Below are 14,724 nucleotides of genomic sequence, written 5' to 3'. Positions count from 1 at the left end.
TCCCTGAGCCTGTCGAAGGGGCCTGTCCCGCCCGCTCCCGGAGCACGCGCACCCGCTGGTGCTCCTCGGCGAGGTTCACGAGGTGGAAGTAGCAGGTGAACGCGCGGGCGACCTCGTCGGCGCGGGCGATCGTGAAGGAGTCGGCGATGGCCGCGGCGCGGTCGAACGCGTCCGAGCTGTGGTCCTCGTAGGCCTGGATCGTCGCGAGGCGCAGGCGCTCGACGTCCTCGAAGAGGTCGTCGCCGCCGGCCTCGCGGAGCACCTGGCCGAGGAGCTGGCCCAGCATCCGCACGTCGGAGCGCATGGCATCGGGAATACCGCGACCGGCTTCGAAACGACCGATCACGCGGATGGCCTCGGTGGGCGTCGGCTCGGAGAAAGCGGGGGAATCGGGGGTCACCCTCCGAGAGTAGCCGGGTGGATCGGGGTGTCCTGCACGCATGACGACCGTATGACGCCGCGGCCTACGATGGACGGGATGCGCATCACAGCGAACCCCCTCCGCGGGCAGCAGTTCCCGGCCGTCCTCCTGCTCGTGGCCGCCGGCCTCGGCCTCCTCTTCGCGAACCTGCCGACGCATGACGCGATCGCCGGGCTGCTGGAGACGCATCTCGCGGTCCCGGGGACGGCGCTGGACCTCTCGATCGCGCACTGGGTGTCGGACGGACTGCTCGCGATCTTCTTCCTCGTCGTGGCGATCGAGCTGCGGCACGAGCTCACCCACGGCGAGCTCGACTCCCCGCGGAAGGCCGTGCAGCCGGCCATCGCGGCGACCGGCGGCGTGCTCGTGCCGATCCTCGTGTACCTGCTGATCGCGGGAGGGCCGGCGACGGCGTCCGGGTGGCCGATCCCGACCGCCACCGACATCGCCTTCGCGCTCGGCGTGCTGGCGATGTTCGGCCGCGGACTCCCGTCGCGGGTGCGGGTGTTCCTGCTGGCCCTCGCGATCCTCGACGACATCATCGGCATCATCTTCATCGCGGTGCTGTTCGCGCACGACGTGCAGTGGCTCCTGTTCGGGCTCGCGATCGTCGGGGTGGCGGTGTTCTGGCTGCTGAGCCGCCTGCTGCACGCCACCGGACACACGCTCGTGGCGGTCGCGATGGCCGTCGTCGGCGTTGTCACGTGGGGCCTCGTCGCCTCGTCCGGCATCCACGCGACCATCGCCGGCGTGATGCTCGGCCTCGTCATGGCGCCGGTACCCGCCGGACGCACTCGGCATGCGCTGGAGCCGACCGTGAACGGCGCGATCCTGCCGCTCTTCGCCTTCGTGGCGGCCTTCGTCGTCATCCCGGCCGTCTCGCCGACGGCCCTCTCCCCGGCCTTCTGGGCGATCGTGGTGGCGCTTCCGGTGGGGAAGATCATCGGCATCTCCCTGTTCGGCTGGCTCGCCATGCGCATCCGTCCGAAGGGGGCCGACCCGGCGCTGCCCTTCGCGGACATCCTCGCCGCCGGCGCCCTGGGCGGCATCGGATTCACCGTCTCGCTCCTGCTCGCGAATCTCGCGTTCGAGGGCGACGCGGTCATCCGCGACCAGGCGATCCTCGGCGTCCTCGTGGGGTCGCTCCTCGCGCTGATCCTCTCCGGCATCGTCGTCACCCTGCGCGCCCGGTGGTATCGTCGCGCCGCCCCCGTCCCCGCCGTCTGAACCGATCCCGGAGGAAGCATGAGCAGCGAGCACCAGCGCCCCGAGGGTGTCGACGATCCGCTGCGCGCGGCCGCCGAGACGATGCGCGCGGTGCGGGAACGGTGCGTGTGGTCGCAGCGCATCACCCACCGCGACCTCGTGCCGTACCTCATCGAGGAGTCGCACGAGGTGATCGACGCCGTCGAGGACGGCTCACGCGCCGACCTCCGCGAAGAGCTGGGCGATCTGCTGTGGCAGGTGCTGTTCCATGCCGCCATCGCGGCGCAGGATCCGGACGACCCGTTCGACATCGACGACGTCGCCCGCACGCTCACCGAGAAGATGGTGCGGCGGCACCCGCACGTGTTCGGCGACGAGGTCGCGGAGACGCCGGAGGAGGTGCTCGTGCACTGGAACGCCGCCAAAGCGGCGGAGAAGCGCACCCGCCGCAGCGTGCTCGACGGGATCCCGCGCGCGATGCCCGCCCTCGCGCGGGCCCAGAAGATGTCGGGTCGTGCCGCCGGTGCCGGCGTGGTGCCCGCGCCGCCGTCCGCCCTGCGCCCGTCCTCGGAGGAGGAGCTCGGCGATGCCCTCCTCGCCCTCGTGGACACCGCCCGGGCCGAGGGCTGGGACGCGGAGCGCGCGCTCCGGGAGCGGCTGACGCGGCTGGAGGACGAGGTCAGGGCCGCCGAGGCCGGCTGATCCGACACGGGCACCGCCGTCGACCTGGGAAGATGGACGGGTGGCTACCGTGAACGCGCCGCGCGGCATGCGCGACTTCCTCCCCGCCGACAAGGCCCGCCGTGAGCGGGTGCTCTCCGTCATCCGCGACCGCTATCGCGCGCACGGATTCGACGAGATCGAGACCCCCGTGGTCGAGGAGTATGACCGGCTGCATGCCGGCATCGGCGGCGACAACGAGAAGCTGTCGTTCAACATCCTGCGCCGCGGCCTGGATGCGGAGGCCGTCCGCGCCGCCGCCGACGACCCCGCGGAGCTCTCCGACCTCGGCCTGCGCTACGACCTGACGGTGCCGCTCGCCCGCTTCTACGCGAGCAACAGGGGACAGCTCCCCGGTGTCTTCCGGTCCATCCAGATCGGTCCCGTCTGGCGGGCCGAGCGTCCGCAGAAGGGGCGCTACCGCCAGTTCGTCCAGTGCGACATCGACATCATCGGCGACGCGTCCGCGCGCGCCGAGGCGGAACTGCTGGTCGCCTCGCTCGACGCCGTCGACGCGCTGGGGCTCGAGGGCGCGAGCGTGCGGATCAACGACCGCCGTGTGCTGGAGTGGATGCTGGGGCACTTCGGGTTCACCGAGGACGAGCGCCCGCAGGTGCTGATCACGATCGACAAGCTCGACAAGATCGGGCCCGAGGGTGTGGCCGCCGAGCTCCGCGAGCGCGGGGCCACGACGACCGCGGTCGACGCGTTCCAGGCCTTCCTCGGTCGCCCGCAGACGCTCGAGTACCACCCGTTCGGCGACCGCCAGATCCGCAAGGCGCTCCCGGACGACGCGCCCGACGAGCTCGTCGCCCACCTCGTCGGCATCGGCGAGGCCGTCGCGGCGGGTCGAGGGCAGGACGACATCCCGCTCGTGTTTGACCCGTTCCTGGTCCGCGGCATGGGGTACTACACCGGGACGATCTTCGAGCTCGCGCACCCGTCGGTGACGTATTCGCTCGGTGGCGGAGGACGGTACGACGGCATGATCGGCCGGTTCCTCCAGCAGGACGTGCCGGCGGTGGGCTTCTCCCTCGGGTTCGAGCGCCTGGTCGACCTCGTGTCGACGGACCCGGCCACCGCGGCGCAGGCGATCGTGCTCGTCCACGACGCGGCCGTCCCCGTGGCGGAGCTCGTGGCGCACAAGACGGCCCTCGTCGCGAAGGGCGCGCGGGTCCGCCTCGAACAGCGCACGAAGAACCTCAAGGCCCTGCTGGAGCGCTCCGCCGCGGACGGCTACACCCACTTCGCGAGCGTGCGGCCCGGAGACGACGAGCTCGAGGTGAAGACGCTGGCCTGAGTCGCCCCCCGTCGGGACGAGGCGTTCACCGGACGTTCACGGCGGTCGGCTGGAATCGTGCCGTGCGTCGTCTGCTTCTGCTGACCCTGGTCGCGCTCGCCGCCGCGCTCGTCGCGGGCTCCCGCGCGGTCCTCGACCGGCAGGCCGCCATCGCGCGCCGGCGCATCGGGAAGCCGCTGGGGGAGCAGTCGCTTGACGCCGACCGTGTCTGGCGCCCGGGGCTCGAGGGCGAGCCGCTCGACCTCCTGCTGCTGGGCGACTCCCTCGCTGCCGGCCTGGGAGCGGCACGGCGGAAGGAGACCCTCGGGGCGCGGCTCGCGAAGGCGACGGCACGCCGACTCGGGCGTCCGGTGCGGCTCCGCACCGCCGCGGTCGTGGGCGCGGAGTCGCGGGATCTCGCCGCGCAGCTCTCCCGCCTCCCCGCGGACTATCGCCCCGACGTCGCCGTGGTCGTGGTCGGCGGCAACGACGTCACCCACCGCCTCCCGGCAGCGGAGTCGGCTCGCCACCTGCGCGAGGCCATCGGCCGCCTGCAGTCTCGTGGCGCCCGTGTCGTCGTCGGCACCTGCCCCGACCTCGGTGCCCTGCGCGCGGTGCCGCAGCCGCTGCGCCGCATCGCCTCCGGTCTGTCGCGACGGCTGGCGGAGGCGCAGGCGGAGGCTGCGCACCGGGAAGGAGCGGAGCCGGTGGACCTGCGGCGGGCTGTCGGCCCGATGTTCTTCGACGAGCCGGAGGAGATGTTCAGCCTCGACCGCTTCCACCCGAGCGCGCTCGGCTACCGCCGCACCGCGGAGGCGCTGCTGCCGGCCGTCGAGCGGGCCGCCCTGGTCGCGCTCAGCTCCCGGCACTCTCCGGCGCCGCGCTGAACGAGGCCGCCCACTCCGCGACCCGTCGTGCGCACTCCTCGTCGGAGAGATCCTCCACGCGGGTCATGATCGACCACCGCACGCCGAACGGGTCGCGGATGCTGGCGTAGCGGTCGCCGGAGACGAACAGGGACGGCGCCTCGCGGACGGTCGCCCCCGCCGCGACGGCGCGCCCGACCACAGCGTCCACGTCGGGCACGTACAGGCCCATCGAGTAGCAGTCGTCGTCGCCGGCGGGCGCGGGCACGAGATGGTACTCGGGGCTGGGCTCGCCGAGCTGGAGCCGTCCGAGCCCGAAGTCGAGGTCGGCATGCGCGACGACACCGCCGAACTCGGTGACGTCGACCACGCGGGCGCCGAAGACGTCCCGGTAGAACTCGACGGCGCGGGCGGCGTCGGGGATCGCGAGGAAGGGGGTGAGCGAGGTCGCGCTGTGCGGGCGGCCGTCGGTGGTGTGTGCGCCGGTCACGCCGGCCGGAGGTGTCTGTGCGGTCATGCGGCCACGGTAGACGCGGGAGGGCGCCCGGCGCTTGAAGATCCGCGACACGTCCTCGGGGGCGTGCGTCGGTGGCGCGTCCTACGCTGGGGCCATGGTCGACCGGACGCGCGGAGTGCTCTATCCCGCGCGGCTGCCCTCGTTCCATCGGCTGCCCCCGCCCGCACACGCCGCCGCGCTCGCCTCCTGGTTCTGGATCCCGGAGTGGAGCCTCCCGGACGGCGAGGTGTCGCGGCAGGAGATCGTCTCGTATCCGGCGGTGAACCTCGTCGTCGCCCCCGATGGGGTGTCGATCTCGGGCGCCACGACCCGGGTGTCGACGAGGGAGCTGCGGGGTGCGGGCTGGGCCGTGGGCGCTCTGCTGCGCCCTGCGGCCGTCCCCGCGCTCACCGACGACGCATCGGAGCTCGTCGACGCGGAGCGGGCCTTCGACGCCCCCGATCTGCACGCGGCGGTGACGACGGCGATGCGGTCCGCAGACGGGCGACGGGAGCGCGCCGTCGCGGTCTTCGCCGCGTGGCTGTCGCAGCGGGTCGGCCCGGTGGGTGCATCGGGGCGGCAGGCGAACGCGATGCTCGACGTCCTGCTGGGGGAGGGGGCGGCGCTGACGCCCGAGGAGGCGGCGACCCGACTCGCCGTCTCGGTGCGCACGCTGCAGCGCCTCACCCATCGCACCGTGGGACTCTCGCCGGGCGCGATCATCCGCCGTCGCCGGTTGCAGGAGGCGGCGCAGCGTCTCCGCGAGGAGCCGGAGACGGATCTCACGGCGCTCGCCGCCACGCTGGGGTATGCCGACCACGCGCACCTCACGCGCGACTTCGCAGCCGTCCTCGGTCTGCCGCCCCGGGACTATCGCGCCCGGGTCTCCGACTGAGCGCGATCAGCCCGGCCGATGCTGCTGCCGCCGCACCCGCAGCGCCCGTCCGGCGACCCCGAGCAGGACGACGCCCACGCCGACGAGCGAGGCGAGGGCCGGAAGGGTGCTCACGAGCACGAGACAGCCGAGGGCGCCGCCCATCTGCAGTGCCCGGGGGTATCGTCGGGCCGCGCCGTGCTGGCGGAAGGCGGCGGCGTTCGCGATGAGGTAGTACAGCAGCACCCCGAAGGAGGAGAACCCGATCACCTCTCGGAGATCCCCCACGAGCACGAGCGCGATCACGATGACCGCGAGGATGATCTCGGCGCGGCGCGGCACCTGATGGCGCTCGTCGATGCGGGCGAGGAACCGCGGGAGATCGCCCTCCCGCGCCATGGCGAGGGTCGTGCGGCCGATGCCGGTGAGCAGGGCGAGCAGAGCGCCGAGGGACGCGGCGGCCGCGGCGATCCGCACGACGGGGGCGAACGCGGACCAGCCGGCGGCGGTGAGGACGTCGGACAGGGGTGCCGCCGCTCCGCTGACGGCGCCGCCGAGCACGAGGAGCACGACGACGCCCACGAGCGCGTACACGACGACGGCACCGCCGAGGGCGAGCACGATGGCGCGCGGGATCGTGCGTGCGGGGTCCACCACCTCCTCGCCCATCGTCGCGATCCGGGCATAGCCGGCGAAGGCGAAGAACAGCAGTCCGGCGCCCTGGAGCACGCCGTACACGGTCGTGTCGGGGAGCGGCGCGGGCGAGGCGGTCGCCGCGGCGCCGAGGCCGACCGCGACCACGACCGAGAGTCCGAGCAGCGCGCAGGCCACGAGGACGCGGGTCGCGAGCGCCGTCCGCGTCACGCCCAGGCAGTTCACGACCGCGAGGGCGGCGACGGCGATCGCGGCGACCGGGGTCTGCCACCCCGCGGGAGCGGCGTAGGCGGCGAAGGTCATGGCCATGGCGGCGCAGCTCGCGATCTTGCCGATCACGAAGCTCCAGCCGGCGACGAAGCCCCACCACGGTCCGATCTCTGCTCGCGCATATGCGTACGTGCCCCCGGCGACGGGGTGGACGGCCGCGAGCTGTGCGGAGGCGGTGGCGTTGGCGTAGGCGACCGCGGCGGCGATTCCGAGGGCGACGAGCGTCGCGTTCCCGGCGACGTCGACGGCCGGGCCCCAGACCGCGAACACCCCGGCGCCGATCATCGATCCGAGGCCGATCGCGACGGCGTCCGGCAGTGTCAGGCGGCGGGCGAGGGGCATCCGGTCATCGTCGCACGCCGGGGTGAACGACGGGTGACGTGTCAGCCGCGGGACGCGGTGACGCGCTTCTTCTCGCGGATGTAGACCTCGCGGCGCACCTTCGCCACGACGTCCCCGTCGCGATCGGTGATGACGGTCTCGAACCACTCGAGCACCTTCGCGCCGCCGTGGGCGCGCTGCCGGAGCTCCTCCGCCTTCTCCCGCGTCACCTCGAACTCCGCGGTCAGCACCCCACGCCCCGGCTTGAGGAACTCGATCTCGCCACGGGTGTCCCATACGACGTAGTCCCGCCCGAGCTGGTGCATGACGAGCATGAAGAAGTACGGGTCGGTCATCGCCGACATCGACCCCCCGAACGCCGTCTTGACGTAGTTGCGGGTGAGGAGGTTCACGTGCAGCTCCACGGTCGCGTGGGTCCAGTCGTCGCTGAACCGGCGGACGCGGATGCCGCTGCACAAGTTGGGGATCCAGAGGCTCATGCCGAGGGCGAGGCGGCGGGGCGTGATGCGCATGAGGTCAGTGTGGAGGATGCGCCGAGTCCCCGCGAAGACGTCTGGAGGGTTGGCACAGTTGTTCTAGTTCACCTAGAATAACTAGGGAAGGGAGGCGTCATGCTCATCCGCGTCGATGTCGACAGCCCGCACGCGCTCTACGACCAGGTCGCCGCCTCGGTGCGCGCCGACATCCTCTCCGGAGCCCTCGCGCCCGGCGACCGTCTGCCGGCCGCCCGCGACGTGGCCGCTGCGCTCGACATCAATCAGCACACCGTCCTGCACGCCTACCAGCGCCTCCGCGACGAGGGCCTGGTCGACCTCCGGCGGGGGAGGGGCGCGGTGATCGCCGCCTCCGCCGCGCCCCTCGCCGAGCTCTCGCACGAGATCGACGGGCTGATCCGGCGAGCGGCGGCCCTGGGCGTCTCCGCCGAGACCCTCGCCGGGATCGTCCGCACGCACCGCGCGGAACCCGAGCCGTCCACCCCCGCCGCGACTCCCCAGGAGGCCTCCCATGACGACGCCTGACCCCACCCGCACCCCTCCGGCCACCCTGCGCCGCGCGCGACGGGCCTTCGTCCTCGTGGCGCTCGTCCTCCCGGTGCTCATCGTCGCGATCTCCGCTCTCGTGCTCACGGCCTGGCTCCCGTCGTTCCCCGCCGACGTCGCGATCCACTGGGGCGTCGACGGGGCGGACGGGTTCGGTCCGGCCGCCACGTACCTCTGGGTGCTCCTCGGCGTCGGTCTCGGCATCCCGGTGCTCCTGACCGTCACGACGCTGGTCGCCGTCGGGGCGCACTGGGGCGCGACCGCCCGTCTCCTCGGAGCGACCGCGGCCGGCATGTCGGCGTTCGCGGGCGTGATCTGCCTGGGTTCCCTCGCGATCCAGCGCGACCTCCCGCCCTCCGGTGAGGTCCCGGGCATCGCGGGGGTGATGGCACTGGCCTTCGCAGCTCTCCTCGGGGTGGGCGCGATGGCGTGGTTCGTGCAGCCGCGCGTGCAGTCGGTGCCCGGTGCCGCCCTCGAGCCGCGCCACGACGTGCGGGTCGGGCACGGCGAGCGGGTCGTCTGGGTGGGCACCACGACCATGCCCACCGGCGCCCTCGGCTTCCTCCTGCTCGTGCTGCTCGGGCTCGTGGCGCTCGCCGTGACGATGCTCGTCACGGGCACCCCGCTGGCCTGGGTCTCGGGTCTGGTCGCCCTCGTCGTCGGGTTCGCGCTGGCCGCGACCGCCTCGTTCCGGGTGCGCGTCACGCCGGACGGCATCGACGCCCGTGCCGTCATCGGGTGGCCTCGGAAGATCATCCCGGTGGCGGAGATCGACTCGGCCAGGGCCGTGCGCATCTCGCCCTTCGGGGAGTTCGGCGGCTGGGGGTGGCGTCTCGCTCCGGACGGCCGCAGCGGGATCGTGATGCGGCAGGGTCCGGCGATCGAGGTGCATCGCCGCGACCACGGACCGTTCGTCATCACGATCGACGGGGCGGAGGAGGCGGCAGCGCTCCTGCAGGCCTACGTGGACCGATCCGCGGGGTCGGCCGCCGCCGGGGAGACCGGGCGGGTGGCGCCATGACCGTCATGACGACGCCGACGCGGGTCCCCCGGCGTGCCGTCCTCATCTTCACCCTCACTGCGTGCGGGCTCGCGGCCCTCGTCTGTCTGCCCCTGTGGCTCGGCGACGGCCTCGCCGGACCCTTCGCGGGAGCGCTCCTCCCGGTGATGATGTTCACGCCCGCAGCAGCGGTGCTCGTCGTCATGCTCACCACGGGCGTACCGGAGAAGGGCGGTCGGGCGCGCTTCCTCGGGATGTGGCCGCTGCGGCCCGCGAAGCGGGTCGTCGGGCTGCTGGTCGCGGCCTGGCTCGTGCCGCCGGTCCTCGTCGCCCTCGGCGTCCTCCTCGCGGCCGCTTTCGGATGGGTGCGGCTCGACCTCACCTTCTCGGCCTTCGCGGATCAGCTCGCCCAGGCGCTTCCCCCGGGGACGCCGGTGCCGCCGGTCGGCGTGGTCGTGTTCGCGCAGCTCGCCGCGATCCCGATCGGGGCGCTGGTGAACAGCGTGCTCGCCTTCGGCGAGGAGCTCGGCTGGCGCGGCTGGCTGCTCCCGGCGCTGCGTCCGCTCGGCACCTGGCCGGCGCTCCTGCTCAGCGGGGCGATCTGGGGACTGTGGCACAGCCCCGTCATCCTCCTCGGCTACAACTTCGGCCGGACGGATCTCACCGGCGTGCTGTTCATGATCGGGGGCTGCGTGGCGTGGGGGGTGCTGTTCGGCTGGCTGCGGCTGCGCTCCGGCTCGCTCTGGCCGGCGGTCGTCGCGCACGGCGCCCTCAACGCCGCCGCGGGCCTGGTCCTGATCGTCGCCGCCGTGCAGCCCGACCTCGCCCTCGCCGGACCGCTCGGCGTCGCCGGCTGGATCGTCGCCGCCGTCGTGGCCCTCGTCCTCGCACTCACCGGACAGTTCCGCCGGCAGCCGGAGCTCGCCGCGCCGCGCACCCCGCCGGCGCCGCCGACGCTTGACGCCCGGCCGGAGCCGGGGGTTGGCTGAGCACATGGAATCCACTCCCGCCGCCTGGGCCCGCGCCGACACCTTCCTCGCCGACACGCTCGTGGGCACGGATCCGGCTCTGGAGCACGCGCTCGACGCGCAGCGGGCGGCGGGACTGCCCGAGATCGAGGTCGCCCCGGTCGCGGGGAAGCTGCTGAACCTCCTCGTGCGGATGAGCGGCGCGCGCCGCGTGCTGGAGATCGGCACCCTCGGCGGCTACTCGACGATCTGGATGGCCCGCGCCGTCGGTCCCGACGGGCAGGTGGTGACGATCGAGGCGGAGGCCGACAATGCCGCCGTCGCCCGCGCGAGCATCGACGCCGCCGGGGTGGGGGACCGGATCGACATCCGCGTCGGCCGAGGAGCCGACGTGCTCCCGACCCTCGTCGGCGGCTTCGACCTCGTCTTCATCGACGCCGACAAGGAGTCCAACACCGTGTATCTGGACTGGGCCGCGAAGCTCGGTCACCCGGGCACCGTGGTCGTGCTCGACAACATCGGCCGCGACGGCGAGATCGTCCGCGACGACTCGACGGACCCCAAGGTGAACGGCACGCGCGCGGGGCTGCGGATGCTGGGGGAGGACCCGCGCTTCGACGCCACGGCGTTGCAGACCGTCGGGATCAAGGGATGGGACGGCGTCGCGCTCGCCCTCGTCGTCTGACTCCGGCGCCCCGCCCCGCCGGGGATAGACTGGGCGCGGATCGACGACGCTCCACACACCCTTCCATCCTGAGCAAGGAGCACATCAGTGGCACTGATCGAGGCTGTAGGCGCACGCGAGATTCTCGACTCGCGCGGAAACCCGACCGTCGAGGTGGAGGTGCTCCTCGACGACGGCATCGTGCAGCGCGCCGCCGTCCCCTCCGGTGCCTCGACCGGCGCCTTCGAGGCGTACGAGCTGCGGGACGGCGACAAGAGCCGCTACGGCGGCAAGGGCGTGCTCAAGGCCGTCGAGGCCGTCATCGACGAGCTCGGCCCGGCCATCGAGGGCGTGGAGGCGAGCGAGCAGCGCATCGTCGACGAGATCCTCATCGAGGTCGACGGCACCGACAACAAGAAGCGCGTCGGCGCCAACGCCATCCTCGGCGTGAGCCTCGCGGTCGCGAAGGCCGCCGCCGACTCCGCCGACCTCCCGCTGTTCCGTTACCTCGGCGGTCCGAACGCGCACGTGCTGCCCGTGCCGCTGTTCAACGTCATCAACGGCGGAGAGCACGCCGACAACGGCATCGACATGCAGGAGTTCTTCCTCGCGCCGATCGGCGCGGAGAGCTACTCCGAGTCGCTGCGCTGGGGCGTGGAGACCTACCACGTGCTGCGCGCCGAGCTGAAGGCCGCGGGCTACGCGACCGGCCTCGGCGACGAGGGCGGCTTCGCCCCTGACCTGCCCAGCAACCGCGAGGGCCTCGACTTCCTGGTGAAGGCGATCGAGAAGGCCGGCTTCACGCCCGGCACTGACATCGCCCTCGGCCTCGACGTCGCCGCCACCGAGTTCTTCAACGACGGCGTCTACCGCCTCGACAACAAGGAATGGGACGCCGAGGCGCTCACCGAGTACTACGTCGGGCTCGTCAACGACTTCCCGATCGTCACGATCGAGGATGCGCTCGCCGAGGACGACTGGGACAACTGGAAGCACCTCACCGAGGCCCTGGGCTCGAAGGTCCAGCTCGTCGGCGACGACCTGTTCGTCACCAACCCGCAGCGTCTCGCCGACGGCATCACGCGCGGCGTCGCCAACTCGCTCCTGGTGAAGGTCAACCAGATCGGCACGCTCACGGAGACGTTCGACGCGGTCAGCCTCGCGCAGCGCTCGGGCTACACGGCGATGCTCTCGCACCGTTCGGGTGAGACCGAGGACACGACGATCGCCGACCTCGTGGTCGCCACGAATGCCGGCCAGATCAAGGCGGGTGCCCCGGCGCGCAGCGAGCGCGTCGCGAAGTACAACCAGCTGCTGCGCATCGAGGAGGAGCTGGGCGACGCCGCGGTCTTCGCCGGCCGTTCCGCCTTCCCGCGCTACCAGGGCTGAGCGCCCGCGACAGCCACGACGCCGCATCCGCGGCACGACCGCGCCGCCCGGATGGCGGCTGACACGAAGGAGGAGCCGTGGCACGACGACCGGCTCCTCCTTCGCCGTCTCCCGGGGCTGCCGCGCCGCGTCGCGCCGCCTCCACGTCGCGGCAGCCGCGGGGTGGCGCGACGGCCGCCCCTCGCGTGGACGTGCGCGAGTGGGCGTCGGGCATCCGGCTCTCCGCCTTCTCGGTGATCATGCTCTCCCTCGTCGTGCTGGGAGCCTGGGTGCTCGTGCCCACGCTCGGCACCTTCATCGACCAGCGGCAGAAGATCGCGGCGCTGGAGCAGTCCGTGCAGGTGAGCCAAGACGAGATCGCGGCGCTGACCGCGGAGCGCGAACGCTGGGAAGACCCTGCGTACATCACCACGCAGGCCCGTGAGCGCCTCTACTACGTGAAGCCGGGCGAGGTCGTGTATCTCATCGACAACGACCTCGATCCGTCCACCCTCCCGCGTGAGCAGGAGCCGGTGAGCGACACCCTCGAGGAGAAGCCCGCCGACTGGATGCCGCAGCTGCTGCGCACCCTCGTCTCCGCGGGCTTGAGCGACACGGCCGCCGCCCCCGGCTGAACGCCCGTTCCGAGCATCCTCCCGGACGGCTCCCCTACGCTGGTGGGGTGACCACCCCGCCGTTCCCTGCGCCCACTTCCGCCGAGCTCGCCGTCGTGTCGACCCAGCTCGGACGCCCTGCTCGCGGCGTCGTCGGCATCGCGGCGCGCTGCCGCTGCGGCAACCCCACGGTGGTGGCCACCACTCCACGGCTGCCGGACGGGACGCCGTTCCCCACCTTCTACTACCTCACGCACCCGGCGGCGACCGCGGCGATGTCGACGCTCGAGGCCACCCAGGTCATGCCCGAGCTCGCGGCGTTGCTCGCCGAGGACGAGACGGTGGCCGCAGCCTATCGGTCCGCCCATGAGGCCTACCTCGCGGACCGGGCGCAGTTCGGCGAGGTGCCCGAGATCGACGGGATCTCCGCCGGGGGCATGCCGACGCGAGTGAAGTGCCTGCACGCCCTCGCCGGGCACGCCCTGGCAGCGGGTGCCGGCGTGAACCCGATCGGCGACGCCGCTCTCGCTCGCAGCTCCTGGTCTCCCGAGGTCTGCCGCTGCGAGGAGCCCGGAGCCGCCCTCCGCGACGATCCGGCACGCTCGGCATGACGCGGCGACGGATGCTGCGCGGCGCCGTCGCCCTCGTGGCGGTGGCGGCATCCGTCCTGCTCCTCGGGTCGACGGCGACCCCGACCCCCACGCCGCCGCCGGTCGCCGACGACCCCGCGGACCCGGTCCGTGCGGCGGAGTACTGGCTGGATGGCGCAGGGATCAGGGATGCATGGCAGACGACGCGCGGAGAAGGCGTCACCATCGCCGTCATCGACACCGGTATCGGCAAGGTCCCGGAGGTCTTCGGGGACGCGGTGGTCGGCGGGACCGACGTCTCCGGTGCCGGCACCCCGGACGGCCGCACGCCGCTCGGCGCGGTGGACGGCAACCACGGATCCTGGGTGGCTTCCCTCGCGGCGGGGCGCGGCAAGGCTGACGGCACGGGCATGATCGGCGTCGCGCCGGAGGCTGACCTGCTGTCGGTCTCGGTGGGCTTCGGCGCCGCAGCAGCCGTGCCGTTCACCGAGCAGGTGGCCAAGGGCATCCGGTGGGCGGTCGATCACGGTGCCGACATCATCAACCTGTCATTCACGACGAACACCCTCGACTGGGACGAGAGCTGGGACGACGCGTTCCTGTACGCCTTCGAGCACGATGTCGTCGTGGTCGTCGCCGCCGGCAACCGGGGGAGCGGCACGAACATCATCGGGGCGCCCGCCACGATTCCCGGCGTGCTCACGGTCGGCGGTGTCGACCAGACCGGCACGGCCAGCATCGAGGCATCGACGCAGGGCATCACCATCGGAATCTCGGCGCCGAGCGAGGGGCTGCTCGGGGTGTCGGCGGACGGCGAGGTCGTCTCGTGGAGCGGAACCAGTGGTGCGGCTCCGATCGTGGCCGGTGTCGCGGCGCTGATCCGCTCGGCGCATCCCGACATCTCGGCGAACGACGTCATCAACCGCATCATCAAGACGGCCATGCCGGTGGCTGACGCACAGAAGCCGCGAGATCCGCTCTACGGCTTCGGGCTCGTGGACGCGGACGCGGCGATATCGGCGAACATCCCCTCCGTGAGCGAGAACCCGATGGGAGACCTGGCGGAATGGGTGCGGTTGTTCCGCCGTGCGGACAGCGTGCCCACGCCGGAACCGTCGCTCGGCCCGGTGGACATCCCGCCGCTGCCGGACGCGGACGCCCCGACCGAGGCTGGTTCACCGCTGCTTCCCAGCGCCGATTCCCTGCGCTACGGTACCCTGCCGCTCATCGCCCTTACCGTCCCTGGTATCCTGGTAGCGCTTGGCGTCACCGCAGCTGCCCGGCGCATCCGATCGGCGCGCGTTCCCGTACGCCACAATCCCGACTCCGAGGAGTAGTTCTTCTGTGCCTCA

Annotated in this window: 17 protein-coding genes; 13 read left to right on the top strand and 4 right to left on the bottom strand. The window is 72.6% G+C overall.

Translation table 11 applies throughout. The features are described 5' to 3' along the window. On the bottom strand, positions 1-400 hold a 400-nt coding region (locus DW296_RS06900), incomplete at its 3' end, for a phosphoenolpyruvate carboxylase (protein ID WP_240743022.1). A 78-nt stretch (positions 401-478) separates the two neighbouring features. On the opposite strand from DW296_RS06900, the gene nhaA reads away from it, so the two are divergent. From nhaA to DW296_RS06880, 4 genes are all read left to right on the top strand, one after another. Then, positions 479-1,648: a Na+/H+ antiporter NhaA gene (gene nhaA / locus DW296_RS06895; protein WP_136051637.1), complete on the top strand. Its 1,170-nt coding sequence runs from the start codon at positions 479-481 to the stop codon at positions 1,646-1,648. 18 nt (positions 1,649-1,666) lie between these two features. Beyond that, positions 1,667-2,329 carry a MazG family protein gene (locus DW296_RS06890; RefSeq protein WP_136051636.1) on the top strand — a complete coding sequence of 221 codons (663 nt, stop codon included), beginning with the start codon at positions 1,667-1,669 and terminating at the stop codon, positions 2,327-2,329. Between the two features lie 67 nt (positions 2,330-2,396). After that, positions 2,397-3,647 (top strand): histidine--tRNA ligase, encoded by a 1,251-nt coding sequence (gene hisS, locus DW296_RS06885; RefSeq protein WP_240743023.1) that lies wholly within the window; start codon positions 2,397-2,399, stop codon positions 3,645-3,647. 62 nt (positions 3,648-3,709) lie between these two features. Beyond that, positions 3,710-4,513 (top strand): SGNH/GDSL hydrolase family protein, encoded by an 804-nt coding sequence (locus DW296_RS06880; RefSeq protein WP_240743021.1) that lies wholly within the window; start codon positions 3,710-3,712, stop codon positions 4,511-4,513. On the opposite strand, the gene DW296_RS06875 is transcribed toward DW296_RS06880, so the two are convergent. Further along, positions 4,482-5,009: a VOC family protein gene (locus tag DW296_RS06875; RefSeq protein ID WP_136051635.1), complete on the bottom strand. Its 528-nt coding sequence runs from the start codon at positions 5,007-5,009 to the stop codon at positions 4,482-4,484. The two genes, DW296_RS06880 and DW296_RS06875, sit on opposite strands and share 32 nt — an antisense overlap. A gap of 94 nt (positions 5,010-5,103) precedes the next feature. On the opposite strand from DW296_RS06875, the gene DW296_RS06870 reads away from it, so the two are divergent. Further along, a complete protein-coding gene (locus DW296_RS06870; protein WP_136051634.1) occupies positions 5,104-5,883 on the top strand; it encodes a helix-turn-helix domain-containing protein in 780 nt (259 codons plus the stop codon). A 6-nt stretch (positions 5,884-5,889) separates the two neighbouring features. On the opposite strand, the gene DW296_RS06865 is transcribed toward DW296_RS06870, so the two are convergent. Together DW296_RS06865 and DW296_RS06860 are read right to left on the bottom strand one after the other, a co-directional pair. After that, positions 5,890-7,128: an APC family permease gene (locus tag DW296_RS06865; RefSeq protein ID WP_136051633.1), complete on the bottom strand. Its 1,239-nt coding sequence runs from the start codon at positions 7,126-7,128 to the stop codon at positions 5,890-5,892. 41 nt (positions 7,129-7,169) lie between these two features. Further along, on the bottom strand, positions 7,170-7,640 hold the full coding sequence (locus DW296_RS06860) for a PaaI family thioesterase (RefSeq protein WP_105949465.1): 471 nt from the start codon (positions 7,638-7,640) through the stop codon (positions 7,170-7,172). A 99-nt stretch (positions 7,641-7,739) separates the two neighbouring features. Here DW296_RS06860 and DW296_RS06855 point away from each other — a divergent pair, with 99 nt between their 5' ends. The 8 genes from DW296_RS06855 (at position 7,740) to DW296_RS06820 (ending at position 14,709) form a co-directional block, all read left to right on the top strand. Next, on the top strand, positions 7,740-8,147 hold the full coding sequence (locus DW296_RS06855; RefSeq protein WP_136051632.1) for a GntR family transcriptional regulator: 408 nt from the start codon (positions 7,740-7,742) through the stop codon (positions 8,145-8,147). Then, on the top strand, positions 8,134-9,189 hold the full coding sequence (locus DW296_RS06850) for a DUF1648 domain-containing protein (protein WP_136051631.1): 1,056 nt from the start codon (positions 8,134-8,136) through the stop codon (positions 9,187-9,189). Before DW296_RS06855 ends, DW296_RS06850 begins: the two co-directional genes overlap by 14 nt. Then, the gene (locus DW296_RS06845; protein WP_136051630.1) at positions 9,186-10,157 is read left to right on the top strand and encodes a CPBP family intramembrane glutamic endopeptidase; all 972 of its coding nucleotides are present in this window, start codon (positions 9,186-9,188) and stop codon (positions 10,155-10,157) included. The genes DW296_RS06850 and DW296_RS06845 overlap by 4 nt, the downstream gene beginning before the upstream one ends. Positions 10,158-10,161: 4 nt before the next feature. Beyond that, a complete protein-coding gene (locus DW296_RS06840) occupies positions 10,162-10,821 on the top strand; it encodes an O-methyltransferase (protein WP_136051629.1) in 660 nt (219 codons plus the stop codon). An 87-nt stretch (positions 10,822-10,908) separates the two neighbouring features. Further along, positions 10,909-12,189, top strand: a complete 1,281-nt coding sequence (gene eno / locus DW296_RS06835) for a phosphopyruvate hydratase (protein ID WP_136051628.1) — start codon at positions 10,909-10,911, stop codon at positions 12,187-12,189. A gap of 77 nt (positions 12,190-12,266) precedes the next feature. After that, positions 12,267-12,803 carry an FtsB family cell division protein gene (locus DW296_RS06830; protein ID WP_240743020.1) on the top strand — a complete coding sequence of 179 codons (537 nt, stop codon included), beginning with the start codon at positions 12,267-12,269 and terminating at the stop codon, positions 12,801-12,803. A 47-nt stretch (positions 12,804-12,850) separates the two neighbouring features. Continuing rightward, a complete protein-coding gene (locus tag DW296_RS06825; RefSeq protein WP_071328143.1) occupies positions 12,851-13,393 on the top strand; it encodes a DUF501 domain-containing protein in 543 nt (180 codons plus the stop codon). Further along, a complete protein-coding gene (locus DW296_RS06820; RefSeq protein WP_136051627.1) occupies positions 13,390-14,709 on the top strand; it encodes a S8 family peptidase in 1,320 nt (439 codons plus the stop codon). The genes DW296_RS06825 and DW296_RS06820 overlap by 4 nt, the downstream gene beginning before the upstream one ends. Positions 14,710-14,724: the final 15 nt, after the last annotated feature.

Source organism: Microbacterium sp. K36, assembly GCF_004794355.1.
Taxonomy (GTDB): Bacteria; Actinomycetota; Actinomycetes; order Actinomycetales; family Microbacteriaceae; genus Microbacterium; species Microbacterium paraoxydans_D.
Note: the sequence above shows the minus strand (reverse complement) of the source record. Positions and strands in the feature narration are given on the sequence as shown.

What these genes read in the sequence shown, in the direction of transcription:
- nhaA (WP_136051637.1), top strand. Translation starts at nt 479, where the DNA reads ATGCGCATCACAGCGAACCCCCTCCGCGGGCAGCAGTTCCCGGCCGTC.
- DW296_RS06890 (WP_136051636.1), top strand. Translation starts at nt 1,667, where the DNA reads ATGAGCAGCGAGCACCAGCGCCCCGAGGGTGTCGACGATCCGCTGCGC.
- hisS (WP_240743023.1), top strand. Translation starts at nt 2,397, where the DNA reads ATGCGCGACTTCCTCCCCGCCGACAAGGCCCGCCGTGAGCGGGTGCTC.
- DW296_RS06875 (WP_136051635.1), bottom strand. Translation starts at nt 5,009, where the DNA reads ATGACCGCACAGACACCTCCGGCCGGCGTGACCGGCGCACACACCACC.
- DW296_RS06870 (WP_136051634.1), top strand. Translation starts at nt 5,104, where the DNA reads ATGGTCGACCGGACGCGCGGAGTGCTCTATCCCGCGCGGCTGCCCTCG.
- DW296_RS06865 (WP_136051633.1), bottom strand. Translation starts at nt 7,128, where the DNA reads ATGCCCCTCGCCCGCCGCCTGACACTGCCGGACGCCGTCGCGATCGGC.
- DW296_RS06860 (WP_105949465.1), bottom strand. Translation starts at nt 7,640, where the DNA reads ATGCGCATCACGCCCCGCCGCCTCGCCCTCGGCATGAGCCTCTGGATC.
- DW296_RS06855 (WP_136051632.1), top strand. Translation starts at nt 7,740, where the DNA reads ATGCTCATCCGCGTCGATGTCGACAGCCCGCACGCGCTCTACGACCAG.
- DW296_RS06850 (WP_136051631.1), top strand. Translation starts at nt 8,134, where the DNA reads ATGACGACGCCTGACCCCACCCGCACCCCTCCGGCCACCCTGCGCCGC.
- DW296_RS06845 (WP_136051630.1), top strand. Translation starts at nt 9,186, where the DNA reads ATGACCGTCATGACGACGCCGACGCGGGTCCCCCGGCGTGCCGTCCTC.
- DW296_RS06840 (WP_136051629.1), top strand. Translation starts at nt 10,162, where the DNA reads ATGGAATCCACTCCCGCCGCCTGGGCCCGCGCCGACACCTTCCTCGCC.
- DW296_RS06820 (WP_136051627.1), top strand. Translation starts at nt 13,390, where the DNA reads ATGACGCGGCGACGGATGCTGCGCGGCGCCGTCGCCCTCGTGGCGGTG.